Genomic DNA, 12,751 nt, shown 5'->3' on the forward strand with positions numbered 1-12,751 from the left:
ACGATGACAAATCATCTGCACTTAAGTAGCATTTTCTATATATTCTTCCGCTATTCTTAAAAAGACATGATATAGAATGAAAAAAATTTTGTTCTTCCTGCACAAATTTCTTATTTTTTGATATTGATTTTAACCAAATTTAAAATGCGGGAGATTCAAAGGAAAAACAATCCCTGTGCCTCACACTGCACTAAATACATAAGCCACTCAGTAAATCACTTGCCTTAAGATTCAAAATAAAAACGGTCCTGACCAAATATTCATTTTGCAACTTCATGAATTTTTAATGTTTTATTCAGGGAACGTACAAGTTCGTTTTGTATACTTTAAATTGCCCAATTTGATTGCAGTACCATTCTTGAATTCACCACAGAAAACTATACGGTTATTTGGGTTTAATTTATATAAAAAGATTTTGGGGGGTAAAGCAATGAAAAAATTAGTAGAAGCAACCATGCAAAGAGCCATTCTTATGATTGTGTGTGTTGTTATCATCTTGGCTTGGGGAGGTATTTCCGCTTTCCAAATGCAACGAGATTATTTGCCTGGAATTAACAATACGACCCTTTCGGTTAGCATGAGAGTACCTGGGTATCAATCAGCTCAGGTAAAACAGCAAGTGACCGATAATCTGGCAAGTGCCGTAAAAACAGTCGATGGTTTATCCAATGTGGAAACCACTTCTTATGATGGTGGATTATTTATGAGTTTGTATTTTCCGATGAATACAGACATGAAACTAGCGGAGGATCAAGTAAACAAAGCCCTGGCAAATGCAGACCTTCCGTCAACGATAACAAGCTCACCTTCTGTAACACGATTAACAACAAGTTCATTCCCAATTTTGACGTACAGTTTAACAAGCTCAAAATTGGATGAACAAACACTACGTTCCAATGCAACACAAGAAATTGTTAAACAATTAAAATCTGTTCCTGGTGTAGCGGATGTATCCGCAATTGGGGGAGCAAAAGATGGATATGTATTAACTGTCCGCATGAAAGACCTAGTGAAAAACGGATTAACATTGGATGATGTGAATAAATCGTTTGCTTTGGCTGTTCCATCAATGCCACAGGGGACTATTGTAAACAACCAATTATCAATACCAGTATCTTTTGATGGATTACAATTGACTCCACAGGACATGGCAAACGCAACGATTAAGAATAAGGAAGGAAAAGTAATTCCTGTTTCAGCATTTGGTACCATAACGCATTCCTTAAATGACGTTAAAACCGTCTCCAGAACAAAGGGAGCACCAAGTGTTACTTTAAATGTAATCAAAACACCATCGGCAAATATCACGGATGTTGCAGCTCAAGTAAAGGACCGTGTTTCACACCTTCACTTGGATACGGTAAATCCAAAAGAAGTTTCGTTCCAAGTTTTACTTGACCGAGAAAAAGAATTAAACAGTTCTCTTTTCGGATTAGTTCGAGAAGGACTACTTGGATGTTTATTCTCAATGATCTGTGTGTTCTTCTTCTTCCGAAATGTTAGAAGTACATTATTAATTGCGATTTCGCTGCCAATTTCATTGTTAGCTACAACTGCTTTCTTAAAGTCAATGGGTATCACGTTAAACATTTTAACGGTTTCTGGTTTGATTGTAGCGATGGGGCGTATTGTCGATGATTCCATTGTTATCTTGGACAACATGTATCGAAAACGGGAAGAATCGAAGGATAAACCTCTGCTTTCCATTCTTGCATCATCTGTAATAGAAATGATTCCTGCGATATTAGGTTCTACGTTAACAACAATTGCAGTTTATATTCCAATCGCCTTTGTTGGCGGCGTCATCAGTGCATCTTACAGTGGATTTGCCTGGTCAGTCGTAATTGCATTAATCATTTCATTCTTTGTTGCGATGCTTGTCATCCCTGCACTTGCTTTTATGGGATGGAAGGGTGGAGACGGGGAAAAACAAACTGTCAAACTCGATTCAAAAATGAAACCAATCTTGCAATCTGCTTTTAAACATAAAAAAGCAATGATTATTGTTTCTATCTTAGTCTTCTTAGCTGCTGGTATCTATTCTGCTTTTCTTCCAGTAAGCTTATTACCAAGTGGAAAAATTGGACAAATTGCCATTAAAGCAGAATTGCCAAAAGGAAGCACGTTAGTTCAAGTAGATTCTGAAGTCCAAAAAATCGAAAAAGCATTAAAAGAAAATTCAAAAGTCGATGCATATTCATCCAATTTTGGTTCCACCATGACACCACAAAGTGATGACGTGTTTGACCAAGGTGGAGGTTTTATAATCTATCCAAATGTCGCCAATTTATCTGTTGTTTTGAAAAACGACAAGGATGCAGACTCTGTTATTCAAGAGTTGCAAAAACAGCTTCCGACATTATCTAAAAAAGTGATATATACTGTCACAAGCCAGAACATTTCTGGTGATGACTCACAAATGCGTATCCTGTTTACTGGTTCAGACCAAGCAACTTTGGATCAAGTAGCTCAAGAAGCAAGATCTAACTTATCAAAAATTGAAAACCTAAGTGTTGATGGAAAAGTAGATTTAACGAATGCTTCACCAAAATACAAGGTTATATTTGACCAAAAAGCAATTCAAGATAAAGGGGTTAAAGTTGCTGACATTCTGACCGTTATTAATCGTTACATGTCCTCATCTAAGGACGCAACGATTACAGTTGATCATAAAGCCCTTCCTGTGGACCAATATTTAGATCAAATTGCAACAACAGCAAACTCTACAATTACGTTAAATGCTTCTGCGGATGATGTTTTAGCATCTCTTGCTGCTGAAACGTTTAATGGGAACAATGGTGAAATGGTCCGTTTTGACCAACTAGCAAAGATTACAAAAGACCAGTCTGCTTCAACGATTAGCGAACGAGATGGTCAACCATTCTCTCTTGTAACAGCACAGATTACATCGAATGATATTAGCAAAGTGTCAGGCGAAGCAGATAAAGCTCTAAGCAGCTTGAAACTTCCTAAAGATGTAACCTATTCATTAGGAGGAATCACTGAACAAGTAAAACAAATGATTTTCGATATGTCCGTTGCCGTAGCATTTTCTATCCTTTTAGTTTTGCTCATTACTTCTACAATTTTCAAAGGATGGAAAGCTCCATTATCAGTACTTTTAAGTATCCCACTTGCTTTAAGTGGTGTCGTGATAGCATTAATTCTATTCCACGGCGAATGGAACTTGGCTGCCTTAATCGGAATTCTAATGCTTACAGGTATTGTTGTAACAAACGGTATTGTGTTAATTGACAAAATCGAAAGAAATCGAAAAGAGGGAATGCCTGTTAAAGAAGCTGTGTTGAATGGTAGTCTTTCAAGGATTAGACCAATCTTAATGACAGCAGCAGCGACAGTCCTTACATTGTTCCCACTTGCATTTTCACATAATGCGGATACGGTTATTTCTCAAACCCTCGGTATTGTGGTAATTGGAGGTATGGTAACATCAACAATTAACAGCTTTATTATCATCCCAATCATTTACGAGTGGTTGCATAAAAAAGCAGGAATTAAAAACATTAATACACCAAAAGAAAAAAGTATGAGCTAATAAATATTGTAAGGTATTTCAATCATAGAACTAGTTTTTGATGTAACAAGGCACTTATTTAAATTAAGTGCCTTGTTTTTTTATTTGGGTTCGCTTCTTTAACAAATAAAACAAGGAATTAACTAAAAAATAAAGTGCAAAATCGATAATCGCTCTTCAAAAACTGCTTCGTTAGTGGAACAAAAAAAGGTTGCCGCAGCAACCCATCTTGAACTCAAGCACCCCGTTAGTTGAACAAGAACGGCTAATAAAAATAAATCCTATTCGTAAAATAAATAATTGGGGTTCGCTGTAAAATTCACTTATTATTCAATCTGTTTTTATAAAAATCTACATACTATGAATTTTGTCTAAGGCTTCACGCAATGCATTTGCCAATTTGAAAGGATCTTCATTTGCCCAAAAATGCATAAAGAACAGACGTGGATTCTCTCTTAACATGTGATTATGTAAAGCAGTTACTTCGATACCATGTTTACGTAATATTGTTGCAACTGGATTTACTTCTTCAGAAGTAAGTACAAAATCACCAGTTATGGCTTCTTTCCCATTTTCAGTAGGCTGTATATGTATTGCTGTTGCCACTCCCATAGCAGGAGGAATTTCCATTCCGTTAGCCATTATTTTTTCTAACCGAGCAATACTTACATGATAAACACCATTTGAAACGGTACCTTTATGTTTAAAGATTTTATCTAATTTTTGATTATCAATTGAAAAGGAATACGAGTGACCTTTTTGATCCAGATTTATTTTGGTTTGTTTCAAACCTAAACGAATCGCTTTCGCTAATTGAACAGCATTACTATGTCCTTCAATATGCATATACATTATCCGAGGTGATTCATCTAATAAATGATTATGTATCGCAGTTACCATAATTCCTTGTTGAAGCAATTCAGTCATAACTGGTTTAATTTCTTTTTCCGTTAGAACTAAATCACCCATAACCATCGCTTGGTTTGCCACTTGTTTAAAAGCTACCCATCCCCCTAATGCCAATCCTGTACGTATTGGCATACCCTTGACGCTTACTTTCAAATCATTTCGTGGTAGGCTGATATAAAAAACTTCATCTTTCCTCAATTCACCTGTTTTTCCTATTTCTTTCTCTACAAGTTTCCATTGTGATGAAAGATCAGCCGTAGCTAAACGGTAGGGTGAATAGTTCTTTGCATAGATTAAGGTACTCGCTGTAAAATTACCAATTAAAACAACAACTAATAAACAGGTTATTATCTTATATTTTCGTATGTGCATAGAATAAGTCTCCTTTGGGTGTATAATCGATCTTATCCTATTTAGAATTTCCTTTTTTTTGCTTTTTCTTGCACATTAAATTTTTAACAAACAACTCGGATAACTATAATTATCCAATTCCTTCTTCCACTAACCTGCTTCTATAGTTTAAGTATAATGTTTCACAATCCTACTTTTCTAATTTCCGATAATTTTAGTATTGACTAATATATAAATGTGTGTATAATTTATAACTAATTGCATAAGCCAAATGTTTTCTAGGGTTCCGTAACTTTAATGTTGGTCTGGTCCGAGAGAGAACTCACAGCTATGCTGTGTCACGGAAGGATAAAAGCCTGGGAGAAACTGTTTACAGTTATCTCCCAGGTTTTTTTTGTTTTGGTAAAGAATAAAATTGGAGGTATGTTTAAATGAATGCAAACTGGATTAAAGTATTTGTTGCGGCTCTATTTGAAGTATTTTGGGTTATTGGATTAAAACACGCAGATGACTTTTGGACTTGGGCTGGAACAGTTATATCTATTATTATCAGCTTCTATGTGATGATTATGGCGGGACGACAACTTCCTGTTGGAACTGTATATGCAGTTTTCGTAGGACTAGGTACAGCAGGCACTGTCATTGCTGAAATTATACTGTTTGGAGAACCATTTAAAGTGAGTAAGTCACTTTTGATATTACTGTTACTAGCAGGTGTAATTGGATTGAAATTAGTTACAAAGGATAAGATTCAGGAAGGGGCTGATTCCTAATGGCGTGGTTTTCTTTAATCTTAGCAGGGTTATTTGAAATGTTTGGTGTTGCTATGATAAATAAACTTCATAAGGACCGTAATTTGAAATCCTTGATTCTATTAATTATTGGATTTGGAGCAAGTTTCATCATTCTAGCTTATTCAATGCAAACACTCCCTATGGGAACAGCTTATGCAATATGGACAGGAATTGGAGCGTCTGGTGGAGCAATATTAGGAATGCTCTTATACGGAGAACCAAAAGACTGGAAAAGATTGGTCTTCATAACGATGGTTTTATGTGCAGCAATAGGATTAAAACTTGTATCATAACGGAAAAAAGGATAAGTATTATATATTACCTATCATAATGGAATAAGAAAAGCCTATTCTTTAATTCAACTTATTATTAATGGGGCTTTTCTTATTCCACTAACCTGCTTTGTTAGTGGAACAAGCTCCTTTTCTTCTATTACACATTATGTTCGTTTTGTTCACTTTTGTTTAGCCTTTAATCTTTTAATTTTCTTTTATGGGTTCTTATAGCTGTTTCCTTATCTTTTAAACTTGTTGTAACCACTCCACTGCTTTTTACTACCACCAAATTATTAATACCGCCTTGAAAGTTTCAATAGGAAATATACATAAATATCATCCTTCCATTACGAATAATATTTGTCTTTCCTTAATTTTTTTCGGGGATTACATCTGGTTACTACGATAATTCTAGCCTTTATTTATTTAGTTTAGATTAAAAAGTCGTAAAGTTTTCTTTAATTATTACTAAATAGACCACTTTAAAATGTGCACAATAGATGTCAATCACGACATTAAAAAAATTATCTTTTCCTCTTGTTCTTCAACTAACCTGCACTGTTAGTGGAACAAAAAAAAGGCCGCCGCAGCACCCCTTTGTTAAACTCAAGCACCCTTTAGTTAAATAAGTGATATAAGTAAAATAATCCTTACCCGGTGTGCTTAAAAGCACTGCACTTGACTGATACGTATCAAACTCAGTTACAGGTGGTTTATTTTTTTGGTAGTAACACTATGGGAAGTACAATCTACATTAAGTGGGTGTTTCGTTCATTATGATTCCCTTTAGCTTAAATGAAGATTTTGAGTGCATCTCTCTACTATTATTTAAACTTCATTTTATACTCAGCTTGGAATGTTTCTCCTGTTTCAAGCATATTCACTCCAAATTTCTCCTTCATGTTCCCAGATGTATTATATGTATCGGCAATGCCGTACCACGGCTCAATGCAAATAAACGGCGCCATAGTACCATCTGCGTCCATATATTTTGACCAAATCCCAACAAATGGAAAATTTTCAAACATTACTTCTACGCCATGTCTCGATTTATTAGATACCAGTGTTATTTGTTCGATATTGCTGTAAACGAGGGCATCATGTGCAAATAGAGAGTGAGTGAGTTGAATCGTTGAAATATCATTAGCAGTTCCTCTCTCATGAATAAGAGAATTCTTTAGCTCATATTCAATCACATTCTTATTTGCTGCTGGATTAAAGTTTAAACTGTAGTCCTCAATTGTTTCATTTTCTACAAGCGGAATCTTAAATGCAGGATGTGCACCAATTGAAAAATACATCTCTTCCTTGCTTTCATTCACTATTTCCCACTGAACAATGAGTGAGTCCCCTTTGAGTATATAACGAATAAAAACTTTAAATTCGTAAGGATAAACATTAATGAAGCGTCCAGCAGACTCAAACACTAAAGAAACGTTTGTTGTTGTCTGCTCATCCACATCGAATACAACGTCACGTAAAAAGCCATGTTGTAACATCTTGTAGGTCTGACCATCCAGTTGATATCGATCTTCCTTTAACCGTCCAACAATCGGAAATAATACCGGAGAGACGCGTCCCCAATAGGCGTCATCCCCTGTCCACATATAATCTAGCCCATTTTTCTTATGCTTCACTTTACGAATTTCTGCTCCATTGCTTATTATACCTACCTTCAACCAATCATTTTCAATTACAATCATCTTATTTCCCTCATCTCTCTGGTCTGGAATTACTTCCTTTTATTATTCTGAAAGACTCCACTGCACATAGGAAAGAGTCTTTAATTTATCATAAATCCTGATAACCTTATATGTTTACCAATGTAGCTAGCTTTATTCCTGCTACCTCGTGCTCTTCAGACAGTAATTATTGCTTGTGTAAATAAGCTCTTACATTTTATTTTTGTCCTTTAAAGATCTATAGAAATATTTTTAACTCGTGTCTTTTAGTCAAAACAATCATCCTTCCTATTTTACATTTTGAGTCAAATGCGTTTTAAAGAGCCGTTTCTCTTCTTGTACTAACCTGCTCCTTTAGTTGAATAAACAGCATAATCCTCTTTAGTAAACCTTAAAATTAGCAACAGAAAGCCCTTCTCAGGAGACAAGGGTATAAATTTATCGCAATAACCAAGAAAAGTTACTTTATCCAATATCTTTGCGACGTCTTTGCCTATTTCATTGTAATTCTTCTTGTTTCCATATGTATTTTTGCATATATTACGATCAGTTGATACCAAGTGTATTAGACAAATTAAGGGAATATCCTTGTGACATATTTTTTATATAAAGCCCCATAGTGTAGGAATTAATTGCATTTCTAATAAGGTTCAAAAAGGGTAAATTATTAATGCACCAAATATAAAGGAGGGTACTAATGGTCTATATAAAAGCTATGCTTATATGCTTGCTTACGATCCCATTCCTGTTCAATGTTCCCTCGGCACAAGCAGCACCGCCTGAAAATGAATTAAACCAGTATTTAGCCGAAATCGGATGGACTAAACAAGAATTTCTGGATTATGTTGATTACTACGAAATTCCTTTAAATGATTATAATACAGTGGAAGACCTAAAAGAAGTCCTGGGTACCCCTATTAACTCGAATAATTTTCAGGATTTATTAATAAAATATGGTCTGACTGAAAAAGAACTAAATGACTTAATGGATCATTTTGGAGACTCCGTAAATGAATATAAGTTTATCGAGGATATGGATGCGACAGTTGAATTTTATATTAATGCCGATAAAGATATGGCGGAAGTTGAAAAAGCATTATCGGATTTGGGCATAACAGAAGCAGAAGCAGAGAGATTTTTCAACTATTTAGCGGAAGTAGAAGAAAAAAATAAAGACCAACTAGACCAAATGGCAACAAACGATACACTGTGGGAAAATTTAATGAATGTAGAAGATCCTTCCCAATTAAGCGCTGAAGACCTGGATGAGCTGGTTCGAATATTAGAGCAAACCATTGCACTGTATGAAGTTAAAGTGAACTTGAAAGCTGACGGTCAGGCTGTAACATTAAAGAATTTACTAAAAATGAAAGAACCTCCAGGTAATTTATCTGGCAATGTCTATAGTACTTCTGGGGAACTTCTCATCGATTTTAACATCCCTAGAGAGTTTTTTGAATCAATGGAAGCTATTGTAGATGGGGAAGACATGATTCATTTAGGTGAGATTTCAGATGATTATGTAGATCATATGCATGAAGAGAAATATGAAGATGCTCAAAAAGGTTTAAAATAAACAAACTGGTCATTTTATTTCTCAACTTGATTTAGAATAAACAGCCCTTTTTGCCCATCTCATTTAAAATGAGATGGGCTTTATTTTTCTCCTGGATTAATTGAATTTAGGTAGATTCTATTCAATTAAAGCACCCTTTAGTTTAACATGCATGCTATTCTAGTTTACAAACCTCTTGTAATAAACCAATAAAATAACAAGCAAGATAGGATTAATAATTGCTGAATATCCAAATTCCACCATCCGTAATGAAAATATCCCCAAGGTTCGGGCAATAGGGTGATGGATTCATAGGTTAACAAACATACTTCCCAATAGATAAAATAACGTATTTGTTTAATTAAGGAACTTTTAAAAGGATACCAATTCAAAAACATCATATTTACAGGTGGAAGTAACATAGTATTGGCTGGTAATGCTGCCCAATCCACATTTTTTGTAAAATACCAGTATGCATGATATTTCAAATCTATGTAAGCATCTAAAGACATTTGAAATGCAGTTGTAAATGACCAGATATGAGCAATTTGTTTTGCCGATAAATTCTTATTAGTTTTGAAAGCAAGCACATTAAATATGATAATTGCGATAAAAAGTCCAATCATTATTATTTTTCCTTTTTCTTCTTACAATATCCTTATTAAGTAATTATCATACTCAAGGTCTTCTTCAACTAACCTGCTTCATTAGTTTAAGTACATTTCTTCACAATATTTTTTCTTTATACCTTAAAGTCTCATCCTCATGTTTGAAAAGTCGTACACGTGAGGCAACAACCATTCCAATTACTGTTGCGCCAATTGTACTTATTTCAACAAAAAGCTCAGCAATTATTGCTAGGCTGAATTAAATAACAACAAGCTCGATATCTCCCCTTAATTATCTTCTACGGATGGATCTACAAATGAGAACTCAATTTTACTGTTGAATCCACCTTGCAATTCCTTTTTCTCTACAAATGCCCCATTCGTTTTGGCAATGAATTCCGATGCTTTTAACCGGTCCTTCATATCCGCATTTCCATCCCTCATAATTTCCGTCCAATACCGCTTTGTTTCCGTAATATCCGCAATTAATTCCACATCCAACTATTCATTCCGCTCAATAATATACTCCAAAACCTTAGCATTTCCTAGCAGGCGGCTGGCGTTTACTTCGGCAGCATTTTCCTTCGGATTCATAACCCGCTCTCAAATAACTGGCTGTAGCATTGCCTGTTTCAATGTAATAGTCCGCGAATTTCTTTTGCTTTATATTTAACTCACCCATTAGTAACACCCTCCCCACTGTCATATTTCTATTAAAAGAACACGCGTTCCTATGTTTATTTATCACAAGAGCACATAAAAATATTTCTGACTGAATAAAGACAAATAACCATTAAAGAAAAAATATAAGCCTCCCTGAAAATCAGAGAGACTTTTTTACACACACGGCCAAATTCATTTATTTGTCTTTTAATACCAGTAGTGAACAGCACTCCACATGTGTCGTCTGCAGAAACATTTCAACCGGCTAACAAGGTCAGCGAGTGTGTAATACAATTTTACACCAGGGTGGTTTTTAATCTGGGATAAAAAGACCGGCCTTGTATTTGGCTACTCTCACAACTCTAACTAATTATTAATAGAAGTCTTTTACAATCAAAAAAAAGACGTAACCTTAAAGGTTACATCTTTTATATCTTATTTAAAATATACTTACTTTATTGGGCATCGGATTAATTAGAAGCTTTTGTTTCTCTTCCCTCTTCGTTTTCAGAGGTTTTTCCATCCTGTTGTTCACCTGTACTGATTTCCTCTTCCTGTCTTGGAGCAAGTACTGAAACAATTACCTCTTCATCTTCTTGGTTAATTGTAATATTGCTATAGTAATTTCTAATCTCACCTATTTTAATCGTTTGGTTTACCTGAATATTGGAAATATCAACTTCAATTGTTTCAGGGATTTCTCTAGGTTTTGCTGTTATGTTTAACTCGTGAAGAGACTGTTGGAGAATTCCTCCATCTTCAACACCTTTTGAAGTTCCCGTCAAGGCAACATGCACCTGGGCATGTATCTCAGTAGAACTATTAATATATAAAAAATCTGCATGAAGAATATCCCGCTTTATCGGGTCATATTGATAATCTGCAAGTATTACATCCTGTGAATTTCCATTAACATCTAAAGAAATAATTCCATTTCTTCCTACTTCCTTAATGATTCTGATTAAATCTACATTTTTTACAACAATCGTTTTGCTCTCTTCATTTTTCCCGTAGACAACTGATGGGATATTCCCCTGTTTTCTTAATTGAGTTAAACCTGAATTCTGGATTTCCTTACGTTCTTTTGCTACTAACGTGCTAGTCATAGACTTTCCCTCTTCCTGATCCATAAGAATTTTAGACATAAGTATAAAATTACGACCTAATATAGGAATGTCTAACTGTAAAACTATTAATAGTTTTTTTAAGCCTCTATATTATAAAAAAAACTTGCCCTTTTAGCAAATATTTTGTACTATATAATATTTGAATCTTGAAGAACTTCAATTAGTCATGATTACGAACAGTGCCTATCACTGTTCGTATTTAAATGTTAAATTACCTTTATTGGCAGCAGTGGGTATCGTACTCACTGTGATTTTGGCATTTCTTTCCTGAAGGAATCATAAACCGATCTGTTAAATAATGAGGAAAGGGATAATTTGAAATAATGCTTAGGTTCCAATTTAGATTCATTCAACTCTTCCTTCAAATTAAATTGAAAACCCTATAATAATAGAAAAAGCCTTGATAACTCAACGTTACCAAGGCTTTGTTTGATGACCTGTGGGGGATTCGAACCCTCGACCCCTTCCCTGTCAAGGAAGTAAAACGAATCTGATTATAACAGTTTTGTTATGAAATGCCTGATTTAATAGGCTACAGTTTCCGTTTAATTAGGTTAAGGCAGATTAAATTGGTGGCAGGATGTTGGATTTTGCCACCACCATGCCACCAACTTACCACTAGAATGTTCCTGCATTCGATATGTGTGGACTGTAATTGACAACACAATGGATGTTGGTGGGTTTATCAACATTCTTGAGGCCTTCTTAGAACATCACACTTGTTAAAATAAAGCACCCGTTAGTTTAAGAAATACATTCTCTTCAATTGCATAAAAACTCTAAAGGCGGAACTTAATCATTTTTCTTATTTCTGTATTTGTTTAGCAAATTCCAGAATTGCTTTTCTCGATAATATACGAACATATGAATCACCATCTTCAATATATCTTTTTGTAATCACGTGGAAGACTACATCACCTTTACCTTCTATTAATAAATGTTCTTCTTCAAAGTCATCCTTCCAACTAATTGTTACTATTTGCGTGTCCATTATATATGTCCCCTTCAAATTTTATTCATAAATCGTAAGAGACCTGTATTCGGTAACTGGCGGGCATAATCATCCAACATGATTTTAGCCCCTATAGTTTTGCGTCATCATTTTTCAATGATTTTGCCTTTATCGTACAATTTATGGATTATACTAGTATTATAGATAATATTTACTGATATTAACGCACTATAAAAAATGTTTTTTCTTCTCTTTTTAAATTCATGTATATACATATATAATGATATTAGTAAACATATT

General features: G+C 34.6%; 12 protein-coding genes and 2 riboswitches. Of the genes, 4 read left to right on the forward strand and 8 right to left on the reverse strand.

Features of this window, described 5'->3' with window-relative positions:
* Positions 1-430 precede the first annotated feature (430 nt).
* Entirely contained in the window at positions 431-3,556 is a 3,126-nt protein-coding gene (locus CCK98_RS31935; RefSeq protein WP_088090651.1) for an efflux RND transporter permease subunit, read from the forward strand.
* A gap of 330 nt (positions 3,557-3,886) precedes the next feature.
* Here the strand turns inward: CCK98_RS31935 and CCK98_RS31940 are convergent, their stop codons facing one another.
* Positions 3,887-4,816 (reverse strand): DUF1259 domain-containing protein, encoded by a 930-nt coding sequence (locus tag CCK98_RS31940; RefSeq protein WP_088090652.1) that lies wholly within the window; start codon positions 4,814-4,816, stop codon positions 3,887-3,889.
* A 246-nt stretch (positions 4,817-5,062) separates the two neighbouring features.
* Positions 5,063-5,160, forward strand: a riboswitch (guanidine-I (ykkC/yxkD leader).
* A gap of 66 nt (positions 5,161-5,226) precedes the next feature.
* Between CCK98_RS31940 and CCK98_RS31945 the strand changes: the two genes are divergently transcribed.
* Entirely contained in the window at positions 5,227-5,568 is a 342-nt protein-coding gene (locus CCK98_RS31945; protein WP_088089883.1) for a multidrug efflux SMR transporter, read from the forward strand.
* Entirely contained in the window at positions 5,568-5,882 is a 315-nt protein-coding gene (locus tag CCK98_RS31950; RefSeq protein ID WP_088090653.1) for a multidrug efflux SMR transporter, read from the forward strand. The genes CCK98_RS31945 and CCK98_RS31950 overlap by 1 nt, the downstream gene beginning before the upstream one ends.
* A gap of 806 nt (positions 5,883-6,688) precedes the next feature.
* On the opposite strand, the gene CCK98_RS31955 is transcribed toward CCK98_RS31950, so the two are convergent.
* The gene (locus tag CCK98_RS31955) at positions 6,689-7,567 is read right to left on the reverse strand and encodes an aldose 1-epimerase family protein (RefSeq protein ID WP_088090654.1); all 879 of its coding nucleotides are present in this window, start codon (positions 7,565-7,567) and stop codon (positions 6,689-6,691) included.
* Positions 7,568-8,243: 676 nt separating this feature from the next.
* On the opposite strand from CCK98_RS31955, the gene CCK98_RS31960 reads away from it, so the two are divergent.
* The gene (locus tag CCK98_RS31960) at positions 8,244-9,122 is read left to right on the forward strand and encodes a processed acidic surface protein (protein ID WP_088090655.1); all 879 of its coding nucleotides are present in this window, start codon (positions 8,244-8,246) and stop codon (positions 9,120-9,122) included.
* Between the two features lie 164 nt (positions 9,123-9,286).
* Here the strand turns inward: CCK98_RS31960 and CCK98_RS31965 are convergent, their stop codons facing one another.
* The 6 genes from CCK98_RS31965 to CCK98_RS31985 form a co-directional block, all read right to left on the reverse strand.
* Positions 9,287-9,727 (reverse strand): hypothetical protein, encoded by a 441-nt coding sequence (locus CCK98_RS31965; RefSeq protein WP_306299000.1) that lies wholly within the window; start codon positions 9,725-9,727, stop codon positions 9,287-9,289.
* Between the two features lie 270 nt (positions 9,728-9,997).
* Positions 9,998-10,210 carry a hypothetical protein gene (locus tag CCK98_RS31970; RefSeq protein WP_088090656.1) on the reverse strand — a complete coding sequence of 71 codons (213 nt, stop codon included), beginning with the start codon at positions 10,208-10,210 and terminating at the stop codon, positions 9,998-10,000.
* A gap of 34 nt (positions 10,211-10,244) precedes the next feature.
* On the reverse strand, positions 10,245-10,391 hold the full coding sequence (locus tag CCK98_RS31975) for a terminase small subunit (RefSeq protein WP_179196050.1): 147 nt from the start codon (positions 10,389-10,391) through the stop codon (positions 10,245-10,247).
* Between the two features lie 451 nt (positions 10,392-10,842).
* Positions 10,843-11,478 (reverse strand): 50S ribosomal protein L25/general stress protein Ctc, encoded by a 636-nt coding sequence (locus CCK98_RS31980; protein WP_088090658.1) that lies wholly within the window; start codon positions 11,476-11,478, stop codon positions 10,843-10,845.
* Between the two features lie 575 nt (positions 11,479-12,053).
* The gene (locus tag CCK98_RS35805) at positions 12,054-12,191 is read right to left on the reverse strand and encodes a hypothetical protein (RefSeq protein WP_179196051.1); all 138 of its coding nucleotides are present in this window, start codon (positions 12,189-12,191) and stop codon (positions 12,054-12,056) included.
* A gap of 113 nt (positions 12,192-12,304) precedes the next feature.
* A complete protein-coding gene (locus CCK98_RS31985) occupies positions 12,305-12,490 on the reverse strand; it encodes a hypothetical protein (RefSeq protein ID WP_088090659.1) in 186 nt (61 codons plus the stop codon).
* 48 nt (positions 12,491-12,538) lie between these two features.
* Positions 12,539-12,628, reverse strand: a riboswitch (cyclic di-GMP riboswitch).
* Positions 12,629-12,751 lie beyond the last annotated feature (123 nt).

Origin of the sequence: Bacillus sp. OV166, assembly GCF_900177675.1 — a bacterium.
GTDB lineage: Bacteria > Bacillota > Bacilli > Bacillales > Cytobacillaceae > Neobacillus.

Excerpts from the sequence above, each read along its gene's own strand:
- CCK98_RS31935 (WP_088090651.1), top strand. The coding sequence starts at position 431 with ATGAAAAAATTAGTAGAAGCAACCATGCAAAGAGCCATTCTTATGATT.
- CCK98_RS31940 (WP_088090652.1), bottom strand. The coding sequence starts at position 4,816 with ATGCACATACGAAAATATAAGATAATAACCTGTTTATTAGTTGTTGTT.
- CCK98_RS31945 (WP_088089883.1), top strand. The coding sequence starts at position 5,227 with ATGAATGCAAACTGGATTAAAGTATTTGTTGCGGCTCTATTTGAAGTA.
- CCK98_RS31950 (WP_088090653.1), top strand. The coding sequence starts at position 5,568 with ATGGCGTGGTTTTCTTTAATCTTAGCAGGGTTATTTGAAATGTTTGGT.
- CCK98_RS31955 (WP_088090654.1), bottom strand. The coding sequence starts at position 7,567 with ATGATTGTAATTGAAAATGATTGGTTGAAGGTAGGTATAATAAGCAAT.
- CCK98_RS31960 (WP_088090655.1), top strand. The coding sequence starts at position 8,244 with ATGGTCTATATAAAAGCTATGCTTATATGCTTGCTTACGATCCCATTC.
- CCK98_RS31965 (WP_306299000.1), bottom strand. The coding sequence starts at position 9,727 with ATGATTGGACTTTTTATCGCAATTATCATATTTAATGTGCTTGCTTTC.
- CCK98_RS31975 (WP_179196050.1), bottom strand. The coding sequence starts at position 10,391 with ATGGGTGAGTTAAATATAAAGCAAAAGAAATTCGCGGACTATTACATT.
- CCK98_RS31980 (WP_088090658.1), bottom strand. The coding sequence starts at position 11,478 with ATGACTAGCACGTTAGTAGCAAAAGAACGTAAGGAAATCCAGAATTCA.
- CCK98_RS35805 (WP_179196051.1), bottom strand. The coding sequence starts at position 12,191 with ATGTTGATAAACCCACCAACATCCATTGTGTTGTCAATTACAGTCCAC.
- CCK98_RS31985 (WP_088090659.1), bottom strand. The coding sequence starts at position 12,490 with ATGGACACGCAAATAGTAACAATTAGTTGGAAGGATGACTTTGAAGAA.